Annotated in this window: 21 protein-coding genes and 2 tRNA genes; 11 read left to right on the top strand and 12 right to left on the bottom strand. The window is 70.5% G+C overall.

Annotated elements, in window-relative coordinates; genetic code table 11:
* Nucleotides 1–91 precede the first annotated feature (91 nt).
* The 4 genes from GY24_RS06240 (at nt 92) to GY24_RS06225 (ending at nt 2,473) form a co-directional block, all read left to right on the top strand.
* A tRNA-Thr gene (locus tag GY24_RS06240) sits at nt 92–164 on the top strand.
* A 100-nt stretch (nt 165–264) separates the two neighbouring features.
* Complete coding sequence (locus GY24_RS06235) at nt 265–465, top strand: hypothetical protein (RefSeq protein ID WP_104474858.1); 201 nt, start codon at nt 265–267, stop codon at nt 463–465.
* Between the two features lie 62 nt (nt 466–527).
* Nucleotides 528–1,532, top strand: coding sequence for an alpha/beta hydrolase (locus GY24_RS06230; protein WP_233279227.1), 1,005 nt, complete (start codon nt 528–530; stop codon nt 1,530–1,532).
* A gap of 44 nt (nt 1,533–1,576) precedes the next feature.
* A complete protein-coding gene (locus GY24_RS06225; protein ID WP_233279226.1) occupies nt 1,577–2,473 on the top strand; it encodes an alpha/beta fold hydrolase in 897 nt (298 codons plus the stop codon).
* A gap of 60 nt (nt 2,474–2,533) precedes the next feature.
* Here the strand turns inward: GY24_RS06225 and GY24_RS06220 are convergent, their stop codons facing one another.
* Nucleotides 2,534–3,316: a glycosyltransferase family 2 protein gene (locus GY24_RS06220; RefSeq protein WP_104474877.1), complete on the bottom strand. Its 783-nt coding sequence runs from the start codon at nt 3,314–3,316 to the stop codon at nt 2,534–2,536.
* 87 nt (nt 3,317–3,403) lie between these two features.
* On the opposite strand from GY24_RS06220, the gene GY24_RS06215 reads away from it, so the two are divergent.
* Nucleotides 3,404–3,595: a hypothetical protein gene (locus tag GY24_RS06215; RefSeq protein ID WP_104474856.1), complete on the top strand. Its 192-nt coding sequence runs from the start codon at nt 3,404–3,406 to the stop codon at nt 3,593–3,595.
* A 36-nt stretch (nt 3,596–3,631) separates the two neighbouring features.
* Here the strand turns inward: GY24_RS06215 and GY24_RS06210 are convergent, their stop codons facing one another.
* The 4 genes from GY24_RS06210 to topA form a co-directional block, all read right to left on the bottom strand.
* The gene (locus tag GY24_RS06210) at nt 3,632–5,203 is read right to left on the bottom strand and encodes an alpha/beta hydrolase (protein WP_104474855.1); all 1,572 of its coding nucleotides are present in this window, start codon (nt 5,201–5,203) and stop codon (nt 3,632–3,634) included.
* 60 nt (nt 5,204–5,263) lie between these two features.
* A complete protein-coding gene (locus GY24_RS06205; RefSeq protein WP_104474854.1) occupies nt 5,264–6,475 on the bottom strand; it encodes a DNA polymerase III subunit delta' in 1,212 nt (403 codons plus the stop codon).
* Between the two features lie 194 nt (nt 6,476–6,669).
* On the bottom strand, nt 6,670–7,323 hold the full coding sequence (gene tmk, locus GY24_RS06200; protein ID WP_233279225.1) for a dTMP kinase: 654 nt from the start codon (nt 7,321–7,323) through the stop codon (nt 6,670–6,672).
* On the bottom strand, nt 7,320–10,247 hold the full coding sequence (gene topA / locus GY24_RS06195) for a type I DNA topoisomerase (RefSeq protein WP_104474853.1): 2,928 nt from the start codon (nt 10,245–10,247) through the stop codon (nt 7,320–7,322). Before topA ends, tmk begins: the two co-directional genes overlap by 4 nt.
* Before the next feature lie 220 nt (nt 10,248–10,467).
* Between topA and GY24_RS06190 the strand changes: the two genes are divergently transcribed.
* Nucleotides 10,468–10,707 (top strand): hypothetical protein, encoded by a 240-nt coding sequence (locus tag GY24_RS06190; RefSeq protein WP_104474852.1) that lies wholly within the window; start codon nt 10,468–10,470, stop codon nt 10,705–10,707.
* 90 nt (nt 10,708–10,797) lie between these two features.
* On the opposite strand, the gene GY24_RS06185 is transcribed toward GY24_RS06190, so the two are convergent.
* From GY24_RS06185 to GY24_RS06165, 5 genes are all read right to left on the bottom strand, one after another.
* Entirely contained in the window at nt 10,798–11,145 is a 348-nt protein-coding gene (locus GY24_RS06185; protein WP_233279224.1) for an Rv3654c family TadE-like protein, read from the bottom strand.
* On the bottom strand, nt 11,142–11,513 hold the full coding sequence (locus GY24_RS06180; protein WP_104474851.1) for a TadE family type IV pilus minor pilin: 372 nt from the start codon (nt 11,511–11,513) through the stop codon (nt 11,142–11,144). Before GY24_RS06180 ends, GY24_RS06185 begins: the two co-directional genes overlap by 4 nt.
* Nucleotides 11,494–11,814 (bottom strand): DUF4244 domain-containing protein, encoded by a 321-nt coding sequence (locus GY24_RS18150; protein WP_104474850.1) that lies wholly within the window; start codon nt 11,812–11,814, stop codon nt 11,494–11,496. The genes GY24_RS06180 and GY24_RS18150 overlap by 20 nt, the downstream gene beginning before the upstream one ends.
* A gap of 113 nt (nt 11,815–11,927) precedes the next feature.
* Complete coding sequence (locus GY24_RS06170; RefSeq protein ID WP_104474849.1) at nt 11,928–13,067, bottom strand: type II secretion system F family protein; 1,140 nt, start codon at nt 13,065–13,067, stop codon at nt 11,928–11,930.
* A 5-nt stretch (nt 13,068–13,072) separates the two neighbouring features.
* On the bottom strand, nt 13,073–14,368 hold the full coding sequence (locus tag GY24_RS06165) for a TadA family conjugal transfer-associated ATPase (protein ID WP_324778190.1): 1,296 nt from the start codon (nt 14,366–14,368) through the stop codon (nt 13,073–13,075).
* 872 nt (nt 14,369–15,240) lie between these two features.
* Between GY24_RS06165 and acs the strand changes: the two genes are divergently transcribed.
* Nucleotides 15,241–17,190 (top strand): acetate--CoA ligase, encoded by a 1,950-nt coding sequence (gene acs, locus GY24_RS06160; RefSeq protein ID WP_104474847.1) that lies wholly within the window; start codon nt 15,241–15,243, stop codon nt 17,188–17,190.
* A 134-nt stretch (nt 17,191–17,324) separates the two neighbouring features.
* On the top strand, nt 17,325–20,123 hold the full coding sequence (locus GY24_RS06155; RefSeq protein WP_104474846.1) for a cell wall-binding repeat-containing protein: 2,799 nt from the start codon (nt 17,325–17,327) through the stop codon (nt 20,121–20,123).
* A gap of 80 nt (nt 20,124–20,203) precedes the next feature.
* Here GY24_RS06155 and GY24_RS06150 read toward each other — a convergent pair whose 3' ends face one another.
* Together GY24_RS06150 and GY24_RS06145 are read right to left on the bottom strand one after the other, a co-directional pair.
* Entirely contained in the window at nt 20,204–20,674 is a 471-nt protein-coding gene (locus tag GY24_RS06150; RefSeq protein ID WP_083364980.1) for a RidA family protein, read from the bottom strand.
* An 11-nt stretch (nt 20,675–20,685) separates the two neighbouring features.
* Complete coding sequence (locus tag GY24_RS06145) at nt 20,686–20,913, bottom strand: hypothetical protein (RefSeq protein ID WP_104474845.1); 228 nt, start codon at nt 20,911–20,913, stop codon at nt 20,686–20,688.
* A 108-nt stretch (nt 20,914–21,021) separates the two neighbouring features.
* On the opposite strand from GY24_RS06145, the gene GY24_RS06140 reads away from it, so the two are divergent.
* The 3 genes from GY24_RS06140 (at nt 21,022) to GY24_RS06130 (ending at nt 24,771) form a co-directional block, all read left to right on the top strand.
* On the top strand, nt 21,022–23,640 hold the full coding sequence (locus GY24_RS06140) for a transglycosylase domain-containing protein (protein ID WP_104474844.1): 2,619 nt from the start codon (nt 21,022–21,024) through the stop codon (nt 23,638–23,640).
* Entirely contained in the window at nt 23,640–24,620 is a 981-nt protein-coding gene (locus GY24_RS06135; RefSeq protein ID WP_104474843.1) for a metallophosphoesterase, read from the top strand. Before GY24_RS06140 ends, GY24_RS06135 begins: the two co-directional genes overlap by 1 nt.
* 77 nt (nt 24,621–24,697) lie before the next feature.
* Nucleotides 24,698–24,771, top strand: a tRNA-Pro gene (locus GY24_RS06130).
* Nucleotides 24,772–24,806: the final 35 nt, after the last annotated feature.

Below are 24,806 nucleotides of genomic sequence, written 5' to 3'. Positions count from 1 at the left end.
GTCGCCGACCCGGGGCGTGTACACGAACACCCAAAACGTCAGCTAAGCTTTATTGCTGTGCCATTCACACGAGAAATCGTGCGGTTGCCACGCCGCCTTAGCTCAGTCGGCAGAGCGTCTCACTCGTAATGAGAAGGTCGTGGGTTCGATTCCCACAGGCGGCCCAGATATAAAAAGGCCAGCCGGGTTTTCCCGGCTGGCCTTTTTCGCGCCCGCCGCCGCTGGCCCCTGCCGGGATCGGGCGCCGGCTCGTAGACTCTGGCCATGACCAGCGACGACGGCTACACCGCGATCCTCTACGGCGACGAGCTCGGGGCCGTGGGGTATGACATCCGCGTGCACTACCTTCCCGGCGACACTCCCCATGAAGAGCTGACGCATGCGGGATTCACCTACCAGCTCATCGGCAGCACGGAGGACGCGGACGACTCCTTCGACTACGGCCACCCGGTGCCCGCCGACTAGGCACTCGGCCATGCCCAGCTAGCGGTGAGCGCGCTCCCAGCGCCCCGGCGTACCGTGTGGGCGTGAAGGTGCAGGGACAGGCCGAGCCCTCGGCCAGCGCGGCCGCGGGGCGTCGCGCCCGGGGAGCGCTGCGACGCGTGCCCGTCTGGGCGTGGCGGCTGCTGATGCGCGCCGTCAGCCCGGGCGAGCGGCGCCGATTCAACGTCGAACCGGTCAGCGGCGTCAGCTACTGGTTCGACATCGACTTCGTCGGCGACGGCATCCGCTCGCACCGGCTCGACGTCATGGCGCCGGCGAACACCGGCGGCCCGGTGAGCCCGCTGCCCGTCTACGTGTACTTCCACGGCGGCGGCTGGACGTCGGGAGACAAGGCGTCGCTCACGAAGTACTGCGCCACCCAGGCGGCCGACGGGGTGGTCGTGGTGAACGTCAACTACCGGATGGCGCCGCACTTCCACCTCGGCCATGTGCTGGAGGATGCCAACGCAGCGCTGGCCTGGGTGAACTCCACCATCGGCGACTTCAACGGCGACGGGCAGCGCTGCGTGCTGGGCGGGGATTCGGCCGGCGGACAGATCGCGGCCCTGATGACCGCGGCCACCTTCCAGCCCGAGCTGGCCGAGCACTACTCCCTCGACCCGGCGCTCCGCCTCCCCCAGCTGCGGGGCCTGGTGCAGCACTGCAGCATCGTCGACTTCTCGGTGTTCTTCGACAAGGGCTTCGTGATGAGCCTGAACTTCATCCGGATGCTGCTGCCGCACGGCGATGGCCGCACGGCGCCCGAGCGGCACCGCTTGCGCGAGGCCGCCCACTACATGTCGCCCATCGAGTGGCTGGACTCCCGCTGCCCGCCCGTGTTCATCACCACCTCGGAGCGCGACTTCTTCTACGCCTCCAACATGAACCTGATTGCCCGGCTGAAAGAGCACGGGGTGCCCGTGGACTCGCTGGTCTATGGCTGGGACAGCCCGAACACGGAGCACACCTGGCAGCAGAATTATCGCTACCCGGAGTCGCAGGAGGTGTACCGCCGCCTAAGCTCCTTCATAACGACGGTGGCGGCATAGCCAGAGCGTTCCGGGCTCGCCGCCCTGCGATGCGGAGGTGGGCGATGGGCGAGCAGGCGACGGATCCCGCGGCCGCGGCCGACGCCCAGCTGCCCGACATCGACTGGGCGCGGCTGCCGGACGGGGTGCGCGCGAGCACGTTCGCGGCCCCGAGCGGTTCGCTGGCCCTGATCTCCTGCGGCGACCCGGACGCCCCACCCGTGCTCCTGGTGCCGGGCGCCACCGGCTCGAAGGAGGACTTCCAGCTGATGCTGCCGGTGCTGGCCGCGGCCGGCTATCACGCGCTGAGCTTCGACCTCGCCGGGCAGTACGAGTCGGCCGCGGCCGGTCCAGAGCACCTCTCCCCGCCGCGCGAGCACTACGACTACGAGCTGTTCGTCGACGACCTGCTCGCCCTGCTCGCGGATGTGGGCCGGGCCGCGCACGTCGTCGGCTATTCCTTCGCCGGCATCGTCGCCGGACTCGCCTACGCTCGGGAGCCCGCCCGCTTCGCCAGCCTGACCTTGCTCAGCTGCCCGCCCCTGGCCGGGCAGAGCTTCCGCGGCGTCAGCCGGATCGGGCCGGTCACCGGCCTGGCCACCGGCAACATCGGGGCGGCACTCATGATCTGGGGCATCCGGCGCAACCTGGTGCCCGTGCCGCCCGGCAGACTGCGCTTCGTCCGGGCGCGCTTCGCCCTCACCCGGCGGCAGTCGGTGAGCGACATCGTGTCGCTGATGAAGCGCACCCCCGACCTCGGCCCGATCCTGCGCGAGGCGCCGTTGCCGAAGCTCGTGGCCGTCGGCGAGCACGACCTCTGGCCGACGGAGCTGCACGCCGAGTTCGCGCGCTCCCTCGACGCCGAGCTCGCCGTCTACCCGGCCGGGCACAGCCCCTGCGAGACCTCGCCGCACCAGCTCTGCCGCGACCTGCTGCGCCTGTTCGCCGCGGCCGAGCGCTAGGCGGCCCGGGCGGCTTGCCCGCACCCACTCGCCTGCCCGTCTGAGCATCCGCCCGCCCCGCTACGGCCGGTGGCTGCGCTCCCACTGTTTGCGCTCCCGCCGCCGGTTCCACGGGCGCTCCCGGCGGAACTCGTGCGCGAGCGTGGTCCACGCCTTGCCGAGCCGCAGCCCGAGAGCCCCCCACGACTCGAACGGGCGGGCAGAGACCGGCATCCGCATGGCGGGGTCCACGCGCACCGACATGTCCGGCCGCACCAGGTAGGAGACGTCGAGGTCGTCGTGGATGCGGGGCTCGTCCCGCGCGACCGCAGGGCCGATCCGCTCCCACACCGCGGCGGTCATCGCGTAGTTCGAGCCGAACACCGGCGGGTGCCCGAGCATCGGCCCGACCACGTGGAAGTAGCCGCCCAGGTAGAGCACCCGTCCCGCCCAGCGCACGAGCGCCGTTCCGCCGTAGAAGTCGCCCGGACCGGTGACGAGCGCGAAGTCGCCGGCCTCGCCGAGCCCCGCCTCCACCCGGGCGAGCCAGTCCGGGCCGGGCCGCGAGTCCGCGTCCAGACGGGCCAGGATGCCGGCGCGCGCCGCGTCGAAGCCGACCGCCGAGGCGCCGCCGACGCCCGGCGCGGCCCAGTAGATGCGCCGCACTCCCGCCGCCGCGCAGACCGCCGCCGTGTCGTCACTGCTGGCGTTGTCGACGACGATGATTTCATCGGCCGGCCGGGTCTGGGCGGCGAGGTGGGCCAGGCAGACGGCGAGAAGTTGGGCGTCGTTGCGCGACGGGATGACGACTGCGATCGTGATCGCGGTCGGCTCTGCAGGCTGAGGCTCCCCGTCGGTGCCCATCGGCACACAGTACAGCAGCGCCGGCCGCCCGGTCACGATTGGGGCACGGAACCGGTGTCCAGGCAGCCGCCCTGCTTGACTGGATGCATGGACGCGACTGGCCGCTGGGAGGAGCTCATCGTGCGGCTCTCCTGCGCGGCGCCCGCGGCCGAGTGCGCCGACACCAACCCGGGCGCGCTGGCGCCCGTCGACGCGCTCTCAGCCCTGATTCAGCTGGCTGCCCTCGTGGCTGTCGCGCTCGTGATCGTGTTCGTCGTGCGCGCGCGCAGGCAGCGCTAGCCGCGAGCGGATGCCGCTAGGCGCGAGCGGATACCGCTAGCAGCGCGGGTCGGCCGCGGGCACCGTGCCGGCGATGAGGTAGTCGTCGACGGTGTTGGCGATGCAGGAGTTCGACTTGTTGTAGGCGGTGTGGCCCTCGCCCTGATAGGTGACGAGCACGCCGCTGTCGAGCTGGTCGGCCAGGGCCTCGGCCCAGACGTACGGGGTGGCGGGGTCGTTCGTCGTGCCGATCACCAGGATCGGCGGGGCGCCCTCGGCGTTGATCGGGCCGCGCTCGCCCTGGAAGGCGTACGGCCAGTTGGCGCAGCCGATGTCGCCGTAGGACATGTAGGCGCCGATGACCGGCGCCGCCGCGGCGATCTCGGCGGCCTGCTCGCGCATCGAGGCGGGGTCGGCGTTGTAGCTGTAGTCCATGCAGTTGATGGCCATGAACGCCTCGGTGGAGTTGTCCGAGTAACTGCCGTCGGGGTTGCGGCCGTTGTAGCCGTCGGCGAACTGGAACGCCAACTGGGCGTCGCCGTGCATGACGCTCTCGAGCATGTCGCTGAGCATGCCCCACGCGTTGGCGTCGTAGAGCGGGTAGATGATGGCAGTGAGGAGGGCGTTGGAGCCGAGCTCGCGGCCGTCCTCGGCCCGGATCGGGCTGGCGTCGACGGACTGCAGCAGCGCGCCGATCGTGGCCATGCCCTGGTCGACGGTGCCCTCGAACGGGCAGGAGGTGGCCGACAGGCAGTCCTTGAGGTAGGCGCGCAGCGCGTTCTCGAAGCCGACGGCCTGCACCTTGGTCACCTCGAAGTTGCTCGCGGCGGGGTCGAGCGCGCCGTCGAGAACCAGTCGGCCGACCTTGCCTGGGAACAGCTCCGCGTAGACGGCGCCGAGGAAGGTGCCGTAGGAGTAGCCCAGGTAGTACAGCTCGCTGTCGCCGAGCACGGCGCGCAGCAGGTCGAGGTCGCGGGCGGCGCTCTCGGTGTCGACGTGTTCGAGCAGCGGCCCGGTCTCGTCGGCGCAGGCCTCGCCGAAGTCGCGGGCGGAGGTGGTCATCTCGGCGATCCAGGCGTCGGTGCCGCGCTTGGTCGTGCTCACGTCGTAGAGGTAGGCGTCCATGCCGGCGGCGTCGTAACAGGTGACCGCAGTGGAGCGGCCGACGCCGCGCGGGTCGAAGCCGACCACGTCGAAGCGCTCCTGCAGGCGCTGGTCCGTGGCGTAGTTGACCGAGTCCTTCACGAAGTCGAAGCCGGAGGCTCCGGGGCCGCCCGGGTTGACGAACAGGGAGCCGATCTTGTCACCGCTCGCGTTCTGGCGCACGATGGCCAGCTTGATGCTTCCGGATGCCGGCTCCGCCCAGTCCAGCGGGGCGTTGACGTCGGCGCACTGCATCCCGCCGCCGCAGTTGCTCCACTGCACCGTCTGGCCGTAGAACGGCGCCAGCGAGGCGTCGACGTCCTCGCCGGTCGGCGTGGAGGTGGCGGGCGGCGGCTCGGGCAGGAAGGCGGTGACGCAGCCGGTGAGCGCGAGGGTGACGGCGAGGACGCCGGCCAGTGCCGCCCCGAGGCGTCGCGCGCGGCGGCGCGGCGTGGTGGTGGGTGTGGGGCCGGTGGCAGTCGTCAACTGTCTTCGCTTTCTGTCGGCTGCTTCAGGGGTCGGCTGCGCTGGGTGTCGAGCTCGCTGCTAGCCGCGGCGGAACGACACGAGCATCGCCTCGAGCGCCAGGAGCGGGGCGACGTTCGCCTCGATCCGGTGCCGCGCGGTGGTGATCGCGTCGAGCGTAGCGAGCGTTTCTGCGGGAGTGCTGCGTGTCGCGGCCGCGGCGATCGTGCCCTCGAGCTCGCGGTTGATGACGGCATCCGTGCGGCCGAGCTGCAGCATGATCACGTCTCGGAACAAGGAGGAGAGGTCGACCAGGATGCGGTCGATGCCGTCGCGCAGGCTGCGCTTGGCGCGCCGCTTCTGGTCGTCCTCCATCGCCTTGATCTGGCCGCGCAGGCCGGGCGGGATGGCCTGGCCGGGCGCGATGCCGAGCGAGCGCAGCGTGTGCTCGCGCTCCTGGGCGTCGCGCTGCTCGGTGATGGCCTCGGCGTCAGCTCCGGCGATGGCCAGCAACCGGGCGGCGGCGAGCACCGCGTTGCTGACCGAGCGCACCTCGAGGGCGGTGGTCAGGGTCTCCTGGCGGCGGTCGCGCGCCTCGGCACTGGTGGCCAGGCGCTGCGCCATGCCGATGTGGCTCTGCGCCTCGCGGGCGGCGCGCTCGGCCAGCTCGGGACTGATGTCGTTGCGCTTGACGAGCAACTCGGCGACATCCGCGACCGTCGGCACGCGCAAGCGCACGCTGCGCACGCGGGAGCGGATCGTCGGCAGCAGGTCGGCCTCGCTCGGCGCGCAGAGGATCCAGACGGTGCGCTCCGGCGGCTCCTCGAGTTCTTTCAGCAGCACGTTGGAGGCGTGCTCGGCCATGCGGTCGGCGTCCTCGACGATGATGACGCGGTAGCGACCGACCGACGGCGAGTAGTGCGAGCGGCGCACCGTCTCGCGCACGTCAGCGATCTTGATGATGACGCCCTCGGTGGTGAGCACCTGCAGGTCGGGGTGGCTGCGCGCGGTGACCTGCGCGGCCGTCGCCTCGTCGCCGTCGGGGTTGCCGCTGAGCAGCGCGGTCGCGAAGGCGAAGGCCAGGTTGGAGCGGCCCGAGCCGGCCGGGCCGGTGATCAGCCAGGAGTGCGTCATCTGGTTCGCCGGGCCGGATGCCGCGGCACCCGACGCGCTCGCCTCCTGCGCGGCGTCGGCGCGGGCGGCGTCGCCCGCTGCCCCCGGCTGGAAGCTCGCCGCGGCGCGGAACAGCGCGATCGCCTCCGCCTGCCCCGTCAGTTCACTCCACACCGTCACCCCTCAAGGTTACCGGTGGCGGCCGAGAAGCCGTGCCGCCCACCGGCCTCGGTCGCACGCTCTCTCGAGCCGACGGAGAATGGGGCGCCGAAAAACAGGATGAGAGCGGTGCCGCACCCCGTCTCGGGGGCGGCGCCGCTCTCATCCTGTGTTTTCGCCCCGGCCCGCGAGGGGGCGGCGGCGTGCGTTTGTGGCTAGCCGAGCAGCGCGGCGACGCGGGCGCGGATCAGCGCGGCGATCTCGTCGACGGGCAGCGCGGCGTCCACGACGAGGAAGCGCTCCGGCTCGGCCGCGGCCAGCGCGAGGAAGGCCGCGCGCACGCGGGCGTGGAAAGCGCCCTTCTCGGCCTCGAGCCGGTCGAAGCGCTTCTCGGCGGCATCCAGCCGGCCACGGGCCACCGTCTCGTCGAGGTCGAGCAGCACGGTGAGGTCGGGCAGCAGCCCCTCTGTCGCCCAGAGGGAGAGCTGGCGCACCTCCTCGCCGCCGAGCACCCGCCCGGCACCCTGGTAGGCGACGGAGGAGTCGATGTAGCGGTCCTGGATGACGACCTCGCCGCGGGCGAGCGCGGGGCGCACGGCCGTCTCGATGTGGTGCGCGCGGTCGGCGGCGTAGAGAAGAGCCTCGGCCCGCGGGGCGATGTGGCCGCGGTGGTGCAGCACGATCTCGCGGATCTCGACGCCCACCTCGGTGCCGCCGGGCTCGCGGGTGCGCATGACCGTGCGGCCCTGCTCGCCGAGCCAGCCGGCCAGCAGCGCGGCCTGGGTCGACTTGCCGGAGCCGTCGCCACCCTCGAGCGTGATGAACACGCCGGATGCCGCGTCGTTCAGCTCGGTGGGGAGGCCGGTCACTCTGCCGCTCCGGCGGCCGCGGCGGCTGCCTTGTTCGCGGCACGCGTTGCGGCTGCCTTCTTCGCGGCCTCGGAGCGCGCGGCGGAGACGGCAGCCGTGGCCTTCTTGGCGGCCGGCTTCTTCGCTGCGGGCTTCTTGGCGGCCGGCTTCTTGGCGGGGGCCTTCTTGGCCGCCGTCTTCTTGGGCGCCGGCCCCTTGTCGCGCTTGATCTGCAGCAGCTCGACGGCGCGCTCGAAGGTGAGGTCGTCGACCGTCTCGCTCTTCGGGATGGTCGCGTTCGTCGTGCCGTCGGTGACGTAGGCGCCGAAGCGGCCGTCCTTCACCTTGATCGGCTTGCCGCTGACCGGGTCGGCCTCGAACTCGCGCAGCGCGCTGGAGGCGGCACGGCCGCCGTACTTCGGCTGGGCGTAGAGCTCGAGCGCACCGGGCAGGTCGATGTCGAAGATCTGGTCCTCGCTGGTGAGCGAGCGGGTGTCGACGCCCTTCTTGAGGTACGGGCCGAACTTCCCGTTCTGGGCGAGGATCTCGGCGCCCGTCTCCGGGTCGACGCCGACGACGCGCGGCAGCGAGAGCAGCTTCAGCGCGGTGTCGAGGTCGATCGTGGCCAGGTCCATCGACTTGAACAGCGAGGCGGTGCGCGGCTTGACCGCCGCGGCCTTCTTCGCGGCCGGCTTCTTCTTGGCCGCGGGCTTCGTGGCGGTGCCGGACGCCGCGGCATCCGTCGCGGCCGCCTCGATGACCTCGCCGGTGGCGGCGTCGGCGACGACCTCGGGGGCCGGGTCGAGCTCGGTCACGTAGGGGCCGAAGCGGCCGTCCTTCGCGACGATCTCCTTGCCGTTCTCGGGGTTGATGCCGATGACGCGGTCGGTGACGACGGGGGCGTCGACGATCTCGCGCGCCTTGGCCGGGGTCAGCTCGTCGGGGGCGAGGTTCAGGGGCAGGTTGACGCGTCGCGGCGTGGCATCCGGGTCTGCGCCCTCCTCGATCACCTCGAGGTAGGGGCCGTACTTGCCGATGCGCAGCGTGATGTCGTCGGTGATCGGCATCGAGTTGATGCTGCGCGCGTCGATCTCGCCGAGGTTGTCGATGACCTGGCGCAGGCCCTTGTGCTTGTCGGAGCCGAAGTAGAAGCTGTTCAGCCAGTCGACACGGTCGGCCTCGCCGGCCGCGATGTGGTCGAGGTCGCCCTCCATCTCGGCGGTGAAGTCGTACTCGACGAGATCGCCGAAGTACTCCTCCAACAGCCGGACCACCGAGAAGGCGATCCAGTTCGGGATGAGGGACTGCCCGCGCGGGGTGACGTAGCCGCGGTCGACGATCGTGGAGATGATCGACGCGAACGTGGACGGGCGGCCGATGCCGAGCTCTTCGAGGCGCTTGACGAGGCTGGCCTCGGTGAAGCGCGGCGGCGGCGTGGTCTCGTGGCCGTTGGCGTCGAGTTCGGCGAAGCTGAGCTGCTGGCCCTCGCTGAGCTGCGGCAGCTTGGACTCGCTCGGCTCGCTCGGGGCGTTGCGCTCCTCGTCGCGGCTCTCCTCGTACGCGTTCAGGAAGCCGCGGAAGGTGATGACAGTTCCGGATGCCGTGAACTCGGCGAGCGCCTTCGAGGCACGCGGGTTCTCGGACTCGCCAGTCGGGCCGGCCACGATCGTGACGGACGCGGTCTGGCCCTTGGCGTCGGCCATCTGCGAGGCGACGGTGCGCTTCCAGATGAGGTCGTAGAGCTTGAAGTCGTTGCCGCGCAGCGAGCTGGCCAGCGACGCCGGGGTGCGGAAGGTGTCGCCCGACGGGCGGATGGCCTCGTGTGCCTCCTGCGCGTTCTTGCTCTTGCCGGTGTAGACGCGCGGCTTGTCGGGGATGGTGTCCGCGCCGTAGAGGGCGGTGGCCTGGGTGCGCGCGGCGTTGATCGCCTGCTGCGAGAGCGAGGGCGAGTCGGTGCGCATATAGGTGATGTACCCGTTCTCGTAGAGAGACTGGGCAACGCTCATGGTCTGCTTGGCCGAGAAGCGCAGCTTGCGCGCGGCCTCCTGCTGCAGTGTCGAGGTGGTGAACGGCGCGGCCGGCTTGCGCGAGTACGGTTTCGACTCGACCTTGGTGACGGTCAGGTCGACGCCGGGCTGCAGCAGCGCCTCGCGCAGCGCCGTCGCGGCGGCCTCATCAAGCACGGATGCCGTGCTCTTCAGCTGGCCGTTGTCGTCGAAGTCGCGGCCGCTGGCGATGCGCTCGCCGTTCAGGCGGGCGAGCCGGGCGGAGAAGTTCGTGCCGGAATCCGCTGCCCCGTCGACGGCGGTGCTGAGGATGGCGCTCAGGTCCCAGTAGCCGGCGGCGGTGAAGGCGAGGCGTTCGCGCTCGCGGTCCACGACCAGGCGGGTGGCGGCGGACTGCACGCGGCCGGCGGAGAGGCCGGGGCCGACCTTGCGCCAGAGCACTGGCGAGATCTCGTAGCCGTACAGGCGGTCGAGGATGCGGCGGGTCTCCTGCGCGTCGACAAGTGCGGTGTCGAGCTCGCGGGTGTTGTCCTTGGCCGCCAGGATGGCGTCCTTGGTGATCTCGTGGAAGACCATGCGCTTGACGGGAACCTTGGGCTGGAGCACCTGGAGCAGGTGCCACGCGATGGCCTCGCCCTCGCGGTCCTCATCAGTGGCGAGCAGGAGCTCGTCGGCATCCTTCATCGCCCGCTTGAGCTCGGCGACGGTCTTCTTCTTGGCGTCGGACACGACGTAGTACGGCTCGAAGCCGTTCTCGACGTCGACGGAGAACTTGCCCAGCGAGCCCTTCTTCAACTCGGCCGGGAGGTTCTTGGGCTCGATCAGATCGCGAATGTGGCCCACCGACGCCAAGACCTCGTAGCCGTCGCCCAGGTACTGGGCAATCGACTTCATCTTGTTCGGAGACTCCACGATGACCAGTTTTTTCGTGCCCGGCACCAGGTTCCTCTTGTTTCTATTGAGTACGAGCGGATCGATCGCGCCCCCAGCGCATCCTGCATCGTGTGATCGGCGACCTGTAGGCCTGCCAAGGCACACCATACACATACACGTCGAGTGCGTGCCTAATTGAGACATGCTCATGTGGGCCCCGTCAACCCCTCCGCCCGGCGCGCCCTCACCCCTTGCGGTTGCATATAAAGGGAGCACAATGGCGAGCATGGAAACTACTTCGGCACGCAGCTACACCGCGAAACTCATTGACGGGCCGCTCGAGGGCAAGACCATCAGCACTGCCTTCCTCGACTCGGGAGACCCGCAACCGCTGATCGCCATCCCCGCCGAGTCGGGCGGCAAACGATTCTCCTACGCCCGCACCGCCGGGCTCGAGTTCGCCGGTGATTCCAGTGAGCTGCCGACGGCCGTCGAGTACCGCTACCGCGAGACGCTCTTCGATTGATCTGATCGACTGAGCCGTTCACGGCGCTCAGTGTGTTCACGGCGCTCGCTGTGTTCACGGCGCTCGCTGTGTTCACGGCGCTCGTTGTGTTCACGGTGTTCCCGGCGGCCCCGCCCGCGCGGCAGCGCTCAGCGCGAACACCCACCAGCCCAGGCTGACCTCGACGCGCGCGACCGCGCCGCGCAGCTCACACGCCGACAGCACGCCCCCGTTCGCGGTTGCCGCGGCCGCCGCGGCCGCGCAGGGCTCCCCGGGGAACGCTCCCGACGCGACGTCGGCCGCGGCGAGCGCCGCGGCATCTGCCGCGTTCGCCGCGCGCTGGCTGGCCAGGAACGCCCCGGCGACCGGGATCAGCGCCGTGCTCAGCGCGAGCACCGCCCCGACCATGCCCACGGCGAGCACCGCGGCGGCGCCGCGTTCACCGCACCCGGCGGTCACAAGCCACCGGCCAGCGCACAGGAGGACGCCGTCAGGCGCAGGCCGAAGCCGGCAGGCCCGAAGGACGCATCGCTGCTGAGCTCGGCGCAGACGAACTCGCCCCGCCGCTCCAGCCCGAGGCTCGCACCCGGAACCGCGCGCGCCACGAGAGCCAGCACGCGGGCCCCGTCGTCTCCACGGCCGGCCGCCCTGGCGGCATCCGCCGCCGCATCACTGAGGCGCAGTTGCTGACCCAGCAGGCTCACCGCGCCCAGACACAGCGCGAGCACCAGGAAAAGCGCCGGCATGACGACCGCGAACTCGGCGGTGACGCTGCCCCGGCTCCCCGTTGCGCGTCGGCCGGGCGCTCTACCCCACGGTGAGCGCATTGCGCACGAGCTCGGTAAGGATGCCGCGCACCTCGTCCCCGCGCAGGATCACGATGAGGAGACCGGCGAACCCCACCGCGGCCATGGTGGCCACGGCGTACTCCGCGGTCGCCGCGCCGCGCTCGCCCGCCACACGGCGCAGCAGCCGCCGGCGTGGGGAGAGCGGCTCCGGCTCGAGCGATGCCGGCGCCCGGTGCCGCGCGGCTCGGGCGAGCACGAGGCCCCCGGTCGGCGCCGTGGGCGCGTCGTCCCGGAACGGGGCGGCGTGGCGGCCGGAAGCCCCGGCAAGCGTGTCAGTCATGAGTGTCTCCTTTCGCACCCGACGAATCGTGGTGCTCCTCTGGGCCCGAGTCCCTCCAGCCTGCGCGCCCGCGGCCGGCTGTGCCGGTCCGGCGCGAATCTGTGCACTACGCCTCAGAACAGCCGGAGTGTGGAGGAGAGGACCGAGAGCAGCAGCGGAAGCACCCCGAGCAGCATGAACGCCGGCAGCACGCAGAGACCGAGCGGGATCATCAGGGACACGCCGAGCCGGGCGGCACGCTGCTGCCCGGCGCTCCGCTCCCGCAGCCGCGCCTGTCGCGCCTCGCTGCGCAGCAGCTCGCCGGCGGGAACACCAGCGCGCCGCGAGAGGGCGAGCACCGCGTCGACCACCTCGAGCTCGACGCCTCCCGCAGCCGGGAGGTACCGCTCCGCCGCGCCCGCGGCGAGCGCCCGCGCCCGCTCGGCCGCCATCCCTCCCGTCATCGCGATGGCGGCGAGCTCCACGGTCAGGCCGAGGCCTCCCTTGCCCCGGGAGGCCCGCCGCACGAGCGACGCACTCCACCGCCCGGCGGCCCAGACGAGGAGCGTGCCGAGCCCGAGGCAGGCCAACCCCGGCAGGGTGAAGAAGAGGGTGTGCACGGTGTCGAAGCCGAGGAGCGCTCCGAACAGGACGGCAATCACGGGCATCGCCCCGACCAGGCGTGCCGTCGAGCGCGGTCCGGCGAGGGCGACGGCGAGGTCCCGCTCCAGCTGCGCTTGCTCGCGGAATGCCGCCGCCAGCTCGCGCAGGGTCGCCGCCAACGGGGCTCCGGCCTCGCCCGCGACGAACCAGGCCGCGGCCAGCGCAAGCCAAGCCCGCTCGGAGCGCAGTTCCCGCCCGGTCCTGCCGGGCGGTGTGGCCGGTTCGTCGCCCGCGGAGCGGGCCGCCCCGTTGACGCCCTTCCCCGCGACCGCGGCTCGAATCGCCTCCGGAATGCTCCGCCCCTGCGCACCGGCACGCGCTGCGGCTCGCACCACCGTCGTGGTCAGTGCCGTCATCCGCTCGGCTTCGCTCGCCGAGCGGGCACCGAACCGGGCACGCAGACGCGCGCTCAAGCGGGTTGCCCGATGCGCGCGGGTGCCCACGTGCCCGGGGTGCGGCTCGCCCGCGGCGCCCCGGCCCTGACCGGCCTCGGCCGCCTCCTCCGCCAGATAGCGCCAGGCGGCGTGCGGGCTCACGCCGGCCGCGAGCAACACGGCCAGCCGCTCGGTCACGGCGGCCACGGCCTCGATCGGGGGCTCCGCCGTGCTCATGCGGCTCACCCGGCCGGCTGGCGTTCGGGCTCGACCGTCAGCCGCCCACCGGCGTCGAGCGCGAAGTGGCCGAGCGCCGCCAGCCGACGCGCACCCCCGCGACGCTCCAGGTGCAGCACCAGCCCGATGGCGCTCACCGTCTGCCGGGCGACCGCATCCGCACTCATCCCGGCGAGTGCGCCGAGCGCCTCGAGGCGGGCGGGCACATCGGCGAGCGAGTTGGCGTGCAGGGTGCCCGCGCCCCCATCGTGGCCCGTGTTCAGCGCGGCGAGCAGCTCGCGGATCTCGGCGCCGCGGCACTCCCCCACGACGAGCCGGTCCGGGCGCATCCGCAGGGCCTCCCGCAGCAGCGCGTCGAGCCCCAGCCGTCCGGCGCCCTCGAGATTCGCCTGCCGCGCCTCCAATCCGACGACGTGCGGGTGGCGGATGCGGAGCTCGGCGACGTCCTCGATCGTCACGATGCGCTCGACGGGCCGGGCCTCGGCCAGCAGCGCCGAGAGCAGCGTCGTCTTGCCGCTGCCCGCCGCCCCCGTCACCAGGATGTTCTCGTGCTCCTCGACCGCCCGGAACAGCCGCGCGCCGCGCGGGCCGTCATCGAACATGCCGTCGTCGAACATGCCCAGGCCGGCCAGCTCGGCGAGGCTGAATCCCGCCGCCTCCGGGAGCCGGATCGAGAGCAGCGTGCCCGTGCTCGACACGGGAGGGAGCACGGCGTGCACGCGGATGCCGTCGCCGAGGCGCACATCCACGCAGGGCGTGGCCTCGTCGACGTGGCGGCCGCCGAGGGCCACCAGGTGCACGGCGAGGGCGCGCACCTCGGCCTCGTCCAGGCTCCACGCCGCGACCCGCTGCGCGCCGCCGCCGCGATCCACCCAGAGCCCCGCGTCGCCGTTCACGAAGAGGTCGGTGACGGCGGGGTCTGCGGCGTAGCCGGCCAGCGGCCCGAGCATGGCCTCGCTCCGGGTGGGCGCAGGAGGACCCGACGCGGCCTCTGCCGGCATCCCCGGGGGCGGCTGATCCCGCAGGATCGCATCGAAATCGATGCGGCCCGCCGCGTGCCCGTGCTCGTGCTCGTGCTCGTGCTCGGCGTCGGTGTCGGTGTCGGCCGCCGCTGCACCAACGCCCCGCGGGCGCCAGACAGCGGGAGCATCCCGACCCGGGCTCGCCCGCGTGGCGGAGCCGGGCGGCCCGTCCCTGCCGCCCGGCGGTGCCGCGCTCTCCGGTTCTGGGCCGGCCGGCGGTTCCGCCCAGCGGAGTGACGGAGTGGGGATGAAGGGCTCAACTTCGCGAGGAACGTCCACCCGGCGAGGCTACGACTGCCGGGGCGCCGCGGCCGGAGAACGCCGCCCGCTGTGCAGAACCGTGCTCCGGCGCCGCGCTGTGCACAGCTGGCCAACGCGCGGCCGAAGTGAAGCGGAGGTGCGGCCGAAGTGAAGCGGAAGTGCTGCGTGAAACGGTTCCTCGCGGCACTCGTTATGTCTCGCGGCCCGCGACATAACGAGGGCCGCGAGACACAACGAGGGCCGCGAGACGAGACGGCAACCGCGAGGCGAGACGGCATCCGCGAGACGAAGCGGCTTCCGCGAGACCAGGGGCGGCGGGCGACCGAGCGCAGAGCCGGCCGCCGGAGCACCGGCATCCGGGCCGCCGGTTAAAAAAAGGGGGCGGCACCTATTGGGGGGAACAGGTGCCGCCTCAGCAGTGCCGGATTGGGGGGAATCGTGGGCACTGCGGTCTCTACTTGCGCAGGACGTATCTCAGTGTACGCGTCCGGGGCGAATTTGCAACACAAATGGGTGCCCCCAGAACATGCGGCACGGGGCGCCTCCCCGGCACCCGAGCGAGACTACCGCGGAATTCCGCCAGAGTCCCGCCCGTTCGCGCAAAGCCATCGGTCTAGAAACCCTCAGAATATTCACGGCGGCGCGCCCGGGAGCGGCGATTCCCGATGCTGCCTCGTCGGCGCGGCGCCGGCGAACTCGCGCGTCGTTTCACCGACGGAATGCCACCGCCCGGCGTCTCACCGAGCCGCGCAACGTTTGCGCATCGGCGAAAAGTGTAATGTCGCACAGGGCAGCTAGTCTGCCGATTGAATGCAGCGGAACGGCTGATTCACCGGAACGACATATCCACCGGCCACCGGAGCCGGAACGCAAAGGAGCGGGACTCACCAATGAGCGTCCAGATCGACACCAGCCTCGAAGAAATCCGCCGGTTCCGGCCGAGCCCCGAGTTCGCGGCGCAATCCGTCGCCAGCGAATCGCTGTACGCCGACGCCAAGGCCGACCGGCTCGGCTTCTGGGCGACGCAGGCCCGCGAGCTGCTGCACTGGAACAAGCCGTTCACGCAGACCCTGGACTGGAGCAACCCGCCCTTCGCGAAGTGGTTCGACGATGGCGAGCTCAACGTCGCCTACAACTGCCTCGACCGCCACGTCGAGGCCGGCAACGGCGACCGCATCGCCCTGCACTTCGAGGGCGAGCCCGGCGACAGCCGCTCCTACAGCTACGCCGAGCTCACCGCCGAGGTCAAGAAGGCCGCAAACCTGCTCACCGCCCTCGGCGTGCGCTCGGGAGACCGCGTCGCCATCTACCTGCCGATGATCCCGGAGGCGGTCATCTCGATGCTGGCCGTGGCCCGCATCGGTGCCGTGCACTCCGTCGTCTTCGGCGGCTTCAGCGCCGACAGCCTGCGCGCCCGCATCGACGATGCCGAGGCGAAGGTGGTCATCACGGCCGACGGCGGATGGCGCAAGGGCAAGGTCTTCCCGCTGAAGAACGCCGTCGACACGGCCCTCGAAGACGGCCTGAGCACCGTCAACCACGTGCTGGTGGTCAAGCGCGGCGAGAACGAGGTGCAGTGGACGGAGGGGCGCGACCTCTGGTGGCACGACGAGCTCGCCGCCGTTGACGCCGACCACGTCGCCAAGGGATTCCCCGCCGAGCACCCGCTGTTCGTGCTCTACACCTCCGGCACCACCGGCAAGCCCAAAGGCATCCTGCACACCAGCGGCGGCTACCTCACCCAGGCTGCGTTCACCCACAAGAACGTCTTCGACCTGCACCCCGAGCGCGACGTGTACTGGTGCACCGCCGACATCGGCTGGATCACCGGCCACAGCTATGTCGTCTACGGCCCGCTCGCCAACGGCGCCACCCAGGTGATCTACGAGGGAACGCCGGACACCCCGCACCAGGGCCGCTGGTGGGAGATCATCGACAAGTACAAGGTCACCATCCTGTACACGGCGCCCACCGCCATCCGCACCTTCATGAAGCTCGGCCGCCAGATCCCGCAGGCGTTCAGCCTGCGCTCGCTGCGCCTGCTCGGCTCGGTCGGCGAGCCCATCAACCCCGAGGCGTGGATCTGGTACCGCCACGTCATCGGCGGCGGCTCGATCCCCGTCGTCGACACCTGGTGGCAGACCGAGACCGGCGCCATCATGATCTCTGCCCTGCCCGGCCTCACCGACCTCAAGCCCGGCGCCGCGCAGGTTCCGATCCCCGGCATCGAGGTCGAGGTGCTCGACGACGACGGCAACAAGCTCGAGGAGGGCGGCGGTCTGCTCGTCATCAACGAGCCGTGGCCGGCCATGCTGCGCGGCATCTGGGGCGACCCGGAGCGCTTCAAGGAGACCTACTGGGACAAGTTCCAGGGCAAGTACTTCGCCGGCGACGGCGCCCGTCTCGACGAGGACGGCGACATCTGGCTGCTCGGCCGGGTCGACGACGTGATGAACGTCTCCGGCCACCGCCTCTCCACCGCCGAGATCGAGTCCTCGCTCGTCGCCCACCACCTCACCGCCGAGGCCGCCGTCGTCGGCGCCGCCGATGAGACCACCGGCCAGGCCGTCGTCGCCTTCGTCATCCTGAAGCAGAGCCACCAGGACGAGGTCACCGACCCCGACGAGATCTCGGCCATGCTGCGCGCGCACGTGGCCCAGCAGATCGGCGCGATCGCCCGCCCGCGCGAGGTGTTCATCGTCAACGAGCTGCCGAAGACGCGCTCCGGCAAGATCATGCGCCGCCTGCTGCGCGACGTCGCCGAGGGCCGAGAGATCGGCGACACCACCACGCTCGCCGACACCGCGGTGATGCAGATCATCACCTCCAAGGTGCGCTAGTTCTGTGACTGCAGAGGGGCGGATGCCGGCAGCTGCCGGCATCCGCCCCTTGCTTTCGCCGAATGGCGCGTGGTAGTAACGACCCAGTGCGCAACGGCGCGCATGTGGAATTCGAGTCCGTGAGAGGACCCCCCATGACCCAGACTCGTTTCCCCGCCGGGCCCCGGCGATGGCTCACCCTGGCCGTTGCCGTGGCGACGCTCACCGTCGGCGCAACCGCACCGGCCGCGTTCGCCGAACCGGGCGGAGACGCGCCAACGCCGCCAGCCGCTGCCGGTGACGCGGGAACCGAGCTCTCCATCACGGGGACGCTCGCCGTGGTCATCTCCGAACAGCCGGATGTCGGCCCGGCCGTGCTGCTGCAGGCCCCAGACGGCGCACTCGTCGAGCTGCAGGGCGTCGACCCCGCCGAGGTGCGCACCGGCGACCAGTTCACCGGGGTGATCACGCTCGATGCGGCCCTCGACGCTGCCCTCGACGCCGCCCTCGACAATGTTCAGGCGGAGGAGTCGGATGGGCTTCCGGCCCCGGCAGCCGACGAGCCGGTCGACGCCGAGTCCGCGCTCGGCCAGGAGCTGCTCGCCCAGAGCATGGCCGCCGAGCTGCCCGTTGCCGCTGTGACGGCGGAGATCACCCCGAGCACCGACACGGAACTTGGCGTCGCTTCCCGCGAGCAGGTGGTGGCCGGCGCCGTCCCCGCTCGCGCGCACAGCGTCGACATCGCCATCGTCGGCCCGAGCGTCGGCGCGACCGGATACTTCACCGACGCCCAGGTGAATGCCCTCGTCGCCGAGCTGAGCGGCTACTGGGCCGGCCAGTCCCAGGGCGCCATCCCCCAGATCACGCGGTCGACGCCGATCAAGCGCATCGCCGTCGCCAACCCCTGCAACGCCGAGGGATCCTGGGTCGCCGCGGCCCAGGCGTTCGGGCAGTCCGATCCGATCGGCTACTACGCGAGCGGCCAGGGACGGCACCTCGTCACGATCGCGACGCCCGGCACCGCACCCGGCTGCGGGGCCGGCTTCGGCCTCGGCACCGTGGGCGGCGGCGTGCACACCGGCGGCTTCAGCTGGAACTCGGTCGCCGGCCCGGACGCCGCATCGATCGTCGGGCACGAGCTCGGCCACAACTTCGGCCTCGGCCACTCCAACAGCCACAGCTGCCCGGGCGCCACCATCGTCGAGGGCATCCCGGCCGGCAGCGGCTACAGCAACGGCTGCGTCGACAATGAGTACAACGACTACTACGACATCATGGCCGGCGGGCTCGCCGTCTGCGGCGGCCAGTGCTACACGACGGACAAGATCACGGCCCTCAACGTCGCGCACAAGGCGAGCCTCGGGTTCCTCAACGCGGCGTCGCTGGCCAATCTGGTGCTGCCCTCGTCCGCCTGGTCGGAGAAGCACAGCGTCACCCTGCAACCGGCCTCCGCCGGCTCGGGTGTGCGCGGCATCCGCCTGGTGAACCCGCGCGACGGCGGTGTCTACTACGTGGAGTTCCGCAACGGCACGGGCATCGACGCCGGCGGCTTCTACACGAGCCCCGTCGGCGACGGGCCCGGCGTGCGCATCTTGCGCCTGGGCTCCGGGCTCGGGCCCGACAGCCGTGTGCTCGCGCCTCTCCCGACCGCGGGCGGGCTGCGCAACTACCTGCTGGAGAGCGGCGAGAGGTTCGCGACGGCGAACAACGGGGTGTCCGTCTCGATCACGAGCGCCACGGCGACCGCCGTGACCCTCAGCATCCAGCTGAACAAGGCAGACCCGTTCGCCAGCGTCGGCGACCCGCGACTCTCCGCGGCGACCGCGCGCTTCGAGGCGGCCCTGACCGTGACGCCGGGTGCCGCGAGCCCCGCCGCGACGGGCACGAGCTACCAGTGGCGGCGCAATGGCACCGCCATCCCGGGGGCGACGGGAAACCGGTACACGCCGACACTGGGCGACGTCGGGGCCAAGCTCTCCGCGACGGTCACCCTCACCCGCGCCGGCTATGTGCCGACGGCACGCACCACCCCGGAGACCAGCGCCGTGACCGGCCCCGTCGTGCAGCGAGTCGCCGGCGCCGACCGCTACGCGACGGCCGTTGCGATCTCCAAGCAGGGCTATCCGGGCACTGCGGATGTCGTCTATGTCGCGACCGGCGAGAACTTCCCTGACGCGCTGGCTGCCGCACCCGCCGCCGCGACGTTCGGCGGACCGTTGCTGCTCACCCCCGCCGGAGGCCTGACCGAACAGGTCAAGGCCGAGATCCAGCGGCTCAAGCCGGCCCGCATCGTCGTGGTCGGCGGCCCGAGTGTCCTGGGCGACGCCGTGATCAAGCAGCTCAAGGCGCTACAGAAGAACACGGTGCGGCTGGCAGGCGCCGACCGCTACGCGACGGCGCAGGCGATCATCGACGACGCGTTCCCCGGACCGGTGAGCGAGAGCTGGCTGGCGACCGGCGCGAACTTCCCCGACGCCCTCTCGGCGGCGGCCGTGGCGGGCAGCCGCGGCGTCCCGGTGGTTCTGCTGGACGGGGCGCGCCCCGGCGTTGACCGCGGAACCAGCGCGCTTCTGAACCGGCTGAAGCCGACGAAGCTCGCGATCGCGGGCGGCACCGCCGTGGTGAGCGTCGGAATCGAGGCGGCGCTCAAGCAGAGCAAGTTCGGGGTGACGCGTCACGCCGGGGACGACCGGTACACGACCAGCCAAGCCGTGAACGCGTCGACGTTCAGCAACCCGAAGGTCGTCTACCTCGCGACCGGCGGCGGGTTCGCCGACGCCCTCGCCGGTGCCGCCATCGCCGGGGCGACCGCCGGACCGCTCTACGTGATCCCTGGCCACTGTGTGCCGGGCGCAGTCGTCGACAAGATCTCGGCGTGGGGAACCAGCCGCGTCGTCATCATCGGCGGGACGAGCGTGCTGACGCCCGCCGTCGAGAAGCTCACCCGCTGCTGAGCGCGGCCCCAACAGGCAGCGAAACAGCAGAGGGGCGGATGCCGGTTCAACCGGCATCCGCCCCTCGTGGCGTGTCTGGGTTACGCGAAGGCGACGATCAGCTCGACCTCGACGGGCGAGTCCAACGGAAGCACTGCAACGCCGACGGCGGAGCGCGCGTGCACGCCGATGTCGCCGAACACCTCGCCGAGCAGCTCGCTGGCGCCGTTGATCACGCCGGGCTGGCCGGTGAACGACGGGTCGGATGCCACGAAGCCGACGACCTTGACGATGCGGGTCACCCGGTCGAGCGAGCCGATCTGCGCGCGCACGGCGGCGAGGGCGTTCAGCGCCGACAGACGGGCGTACTCCTTGGCGTCGGCGGCGGGAACCAGCCCATGGCCGTCGCCGACCTTGCCGGTGGCCGGCAGCGCACCCGCGACGAACGGCAGCTGGCCGGAGGTGAAGACGAGGTCACCGTGCTCCACGGCGGGCACGTAGGCCGCGACGGGAGGGGCGACATCCGGAAGCACCAGGCCCAGCTCAGCCAGGCGGGACTCGATCTGCGACATGCGGTGCTCCTTTAGTTGTTGTTCTCGAATGCCGCGGCAGCCACACTGGCGGCAGCGGCTCCTGCTGCGGCAGCGGCGGAGGTCTCGCCGCCGACGGGGCGCTTGAGGTAGGCAACGAGGCCGCCCTCTGGGCCGGTGACGACCTGCACCAACTCCCAGCCCTCCGAGCCCCAATTGTTGAGGATCGCGGCCGTATTGTGGATCATGAGCGGCGTCGTGATGTATTCCCAGCGAAGCATGGAGATGCCTTTCAGAACGGGGGTTTGCGGGGTCTCCGAGCGGCTCGAGCGTGTCACGCGCGGGCCCGCTACGGTGGTTTTTCAGCTTTTCGCCTTAGGCTCCACTATATGTCTGAGCAAAAACGTACGGCCGGTCGCGCCCTTGGTGGGTTCCTCGGCTTCATCGGTATGAGCGCCGTCGCCGGTGTCCTTGTTGCCGCAGCAGTGACCCCAGCCATCGCCCTCACCGGCGTCGCAGCAAACGGCACCATCGACATGTTCGAGAATCTGCCCAACTACCTGGAGATCACCGACCTCGCCGAGAGTTCCAACATCTACGCCCTCAACGGAGAGGGTGAGCAGGTCCACCTCGCGACGTTCTACGATCAGAACCGCCAGTCCGTCGGCTGGGACCAAGTCTCCCAGTTCGCCAAGGACGCAGCCGTATCCGGTGAGGACCCCCGGTTCTACGAGCACGGTGGCGTCGACCTGCAGGGAACCGTCGCAGCGACGATCGGCTACCTGGTGCCCGGCGGCAACGTGCGCGGTGGCTCATCGATCACGCAGCAGTACGTGAAGAACGTGCTCATCGAGACGAACATGAGCAAGGCCACGACCGAAGAGGACAAGCAGGCGGCCTACGAAGAGGCCACCAAGGAGTCCCCGGACCGCAAGCTCAAGGAGATGCGCTACGCGATCACCCTGGAGAAGTCGTACTCCAAGGACGAGATCCTGCTCGGCTACCTGAACATCGCCCTCTTCGGAGGCCGTGTCTACGGCATCCAGGCCGCGGCCGAGTACTACTTCGGCGTGAGCGCCGCCGAGCTCAACATCGAGCAGTCGGCTGCTCTGCTCGCGATCGTCAACAACCCGGACAACCTGCGCCTCGACCGGCCAGACAGCGAGGAGAACGGCGCGGCCAACGGCTACGCGAAGACCCTCGAACGCCGCAACTACATCATCGACAAGATGCTCCAGCACGACAAGATCACGCAGGAGCAGTACGACGTCGCGTACAACACGCCGATCACGCCGAACATCGTCCAGCCGAGCACCGGATGCCAGACGGCCGGCGGCTCTGCCTACTTCTGTGACTACGTCACCAAGATCATCGAGAACGACCCGGCCTTCGGTGCGACAGAGGACGACCGCATGGCGCTGCTGCGCCAGGGTGGCATGGAGATCATCACGACGCTCGACCTCGACCTCCAGGTGGCATCCGAGAACGCCATCGCGAACTACGTGCCGTTCTCTGCCGAGGGCATCGATGTCGGAGGCGTGATGGTGAGCGTTGAGCCCGGAACGGGCAAGGTCCTCGCCATGGCGCAGAACAAGATCTACAGCCAGGACAGCGAGGTTCTCGAGCAGAACCCTGACCACTCGGCCATCAACTACAACACCGACTTCGAGTACGGCGGGTCCCTCGGATTCCAGCCGGGCTCGACCTACAAGGTCTTCACCGTCGGCGAATGGCTGAAGGAGGGCCACTCGCTCAACGAGAGCATCGACGGCCGCAAGCGCAGCGACTGGGGATCATTCCGCGCCAGCTGCGCCCCCGGCGGCACCGAGAGCTATCCCGGATACGCCCCGGGCAACGACGAGGGCGGCAACGGCGGCACCTACACCGCGCTCAGCGCCACGACGAGCTCGGTCAACACCGGCTTCATCGCGATGGCCAAGCAGCTCGACCTCTGCGGCATCAAGACCACCGCGGAATCGTTCGGCGTGCACCGCGCCAACGGCGACCCGCTCGGCTACAGCGCGAGCACCGTGCTCGGCACCGAGGAGATCGCCCCGCTGACGATGGCCAATGCCTTCGCGAGCATCGCCGCGAACGGCGTGGTCTGCAAGCCCAACGCGATCGCCAGCATCACGCACCGCGACGGCACCCCGGTCACGTTGAAGGACGGCTCCGAGCTGAAGATCCCCAACGGCGACTGCGCGCAGGCCGTCGCGCCGGAGGTCACCTCCGGAATGGCCTACGCCATGCAGAAGGTCATGAGCGGCGGAACCGGCTCATCCTCGGCCAACCGCGTCGACACCTGGGTTCCGATGATCGGCAAGACGGGAACCACCGACGACAACGAGGCCACCTGGATGAGCGGCGCAAGCACCAAGGTTGCCACCGTTGCCGGCGTGTTCAACACCTCGGGCCACGTCAACCTGCGTCGCACCTACTTCAACGACACGCAGGCCGCCGTGCTCCGCCACTACATGTGGCCGGCCGTGATGTCCGTTGCCAACGCGAAGTACGGCGGAGACGCGTTCCCCGAGCCGCCGACCTCGGCGCTGAAGACGGTCTACGCGGCGGTGCCCGATGTGCGCGGAAAGAGCTTGGACGAGGCACGGAGGCTCATCGAGGGCGCAGGCTTCGGCTTCGAGGATGGCGGCCCCGCCGACTCCGAGCTGCCCGCAGGCCAGGTCTCCGGCACCAACCCGGCCGGCGAGGCTCCCCGCGGCTCTGTCGTCAGCGTGAACACCAGCAACGGCCAGATGGTTCTGCTGCCCAACGTCGTCGGAAAGAGCTTCGACGAGGCCCGCAACTCGCTCGGCGGATTCAACGTCAGCAAGTCTGAGCAGTCCGTGACCGACAAGAAGCAGGACGGCAAGGTCATCTCCAGCGACCCGGCGGCCGGCAGCCCGGTCAAGTCGGGGCAGAACGTGACCCTGACGGTCGGCAAGTTCGAGGACAAGGGCAACAACGGCAACAACGGCAACGGAAACGGCACCGGAGAGGGCAACAACTAGTGCCATCCGGCGCGCTCTCCCGGTCCGCTGCGGTGGCCACCTCGGTGGTCGCCGCGGCGGGACTCGCCGCCCTCGCATGGGGCTCGCTGGTGGAGCGCAAGCGTTACACCCTCCGTGAGGTCACCGTGCCCGTTCTGCCGGCCGGCTCGGAGCCGCTCAAGGTGTTGCACCTCTCCGACCTGCATATGGCGCCCTGGCAGCGCGACAAGCAGGAGTGGGTGCGGGGCCTCGCCGATCTGGAGCCCGACCTCATCGTCGACACCGGCGACAACCTCGGCCACCCAGACGGCATCAGCGGCATCGCCCGCGCCTTCGAGCGGTTCCGCGGCATCCCCGGCGTGCATGTCAACGGCTCCAACGACTACTTCGGGCCCAGCCCGAAGAATCCGCTGCTCTACTTCGGTGGCCCCTCCGGCGTGCCTCGCAAGGTCGCGCACCTCGACATCGATGCCCTGCACCGCGTGTTCGACGAACTCGGCTGGGTCGATCTGAACAACAAGGCGGCTGCGCTCGACATCCGCGGGACGCACTTCGAGTTCTTCGGTGTCGACGACCCGCACCGCGGCTACGACAAGCTCGAGCTGATCACCGGGGCCATCGACGAGCTGCGCGCTGAAGACCCGCTGTTCGACGAGCAGTGGCCCGCTGGGCCGGATGCCGGGGCGTTCCGCCCGACCGTCACCATCGGCGTGATGCACGCGCCGTACCAGCGCGTGCTCAACTCCTTTGTGAACCACGGCGCCCAGCTGATCCTCGCCGGCCACACGCACGGCGGTCAGGTCTGTGTTCCCGGATTCGGCGCGCTGGTGACCAACTGCGATATTCCGCGCGACAAGGTCAAGGGCCTGAGCCTCTGGCAGCACGGTCTGCGCACCGCGTTCCTCAATGTTTCCGCGGGTCTTGGCACCTCCATCTACGCCCCGGTGCGCTTCGCCTGCCCGCCGGAGGCGACGTTGCTCACCCTCGTCGCCGCTCCCTGACCGGGCCAGTGGTCAGAGCACCCAGAAAAATCGGGTATTCTTATTGAGGTCGTTAGCGACTATGGCTTTCGGGTCATCGGGGTATGGCGCAGCTTGGTAGCGCGCGTCGTTCGGGACGACGAGGTCGCAGGTTCAAATCCTGTTACCCCGACATGCAAGAGGATCAGGGCTTCGGCCCTGGTCCTC

This window comes from Microterricola pindariensis, from assembly GCF_002936985.1.
Classification (GTDB): domain Bacteria; phylum Actinomycetota; class Actinomycetes; order Actinomycetales; family Microbacteriaceae; genus Microterricola; species Microterricola pindariensis.
The sequence above is the reverse complement of the archived record's forward strand: the minus strand, read 5'-3'. Positions and strand labels throughout refer to the sequence as shown.

Excerpts from the sequence above, each read along its gene's own strand:
- GY24_RS06235 (WP_104474858.1), top strand. The coding sequence starts at position 265 with ATGACCAGCGACGACGGCTACACCGCGATCCTCTACGGCGACGAGCTC.
- GY24_RS06225 (WP_233279226.1), top strand. The coding sequence starts at position 1,577 with ATGGGCGAGCAGGCGACGGATCCCGCGGCCGCGGCCGACGCCCAGCTG.
- GY24_RS06220 (WP_104474877.1), bottom strand. The coding sequence starts at position 3,316 with ATGGGCACCGACGGGGAGCCTCAGCCTGCAGAGCCGACCGCGATCACG.
- GY24_RS06215 (WP_104474856.1), top strand. The coding sequence starts at position 3,404 with ATGGACGCGACTGGCCGCTGGGAGGAGCTCATCGTGCGGCTCTCCTGC.
- GY24_RS06190 (WP_104474852.1), top strand. The coding sequence starts at position 10,468 with ATGGAAACTACTTCGGCACGCAGCTACACCGCGAAACTCATTGACGGG.
- GY24_RS06180 (WP_104474851.1), bottom strand. The coding sequence starts at position 11,513 with ATGCGCTCACCGTGGGGTAGAGCGCCCGGCCGACGCGCAACGGGGAGC.
- GY24_RS18150 (WP_104474850.1), bottom strand. The coding sequence starts at position 11,814 with ATGACTGACACGCTTGCCGGGGCTTCCGGCCGCCACGCCGCCCCGTTC.
- GY24_RS06170 (WP_104474849.1), bottom strand. The coding sequence starts at position 13,067 with ATGAGCACGGCGGAGCCCCCGATCGAGGCCGTGGCCGCCGTGACCGAG.
- acs (WP_104474847.1), top strand. The coding sequence starts at position 15,241 with ATGAGCGTCCAGATCGACACCAGCCTCGAAGAAATCCGCCGGTTCCGG.
- GY24_RS06155 (WP_104474846.1), top strand. The coding sequence starts at position 17,325 with ATGACCCAGACTCGTTTCCCCGCCGGGCCCCGGCGATGGCTCACCCTG.
- GY24_RS06150 (WP_083364980.1), bottom strand. The coding sequence starts at position 20,674 with ATGTCGCAGATCGAGTCCCGCCTGGCTGAGCTGGGCCTGGTGCTTCCG.
- GY24_RS06145 (WP_104474845.1), bottom strand. The coding sequence starts at position 20,913 with ATGCTTCGCTGGGAATACATCACGACGCCGCTCATGATCCACAATACG.
- GY24_RS06140 (WP_104474844.1), top strand. The coding sequence starts at position 21,022 with ATGTCTGAGCAAAAACGTACGGCCGGTCGCGCCCTTGGTGGGTTCCTC.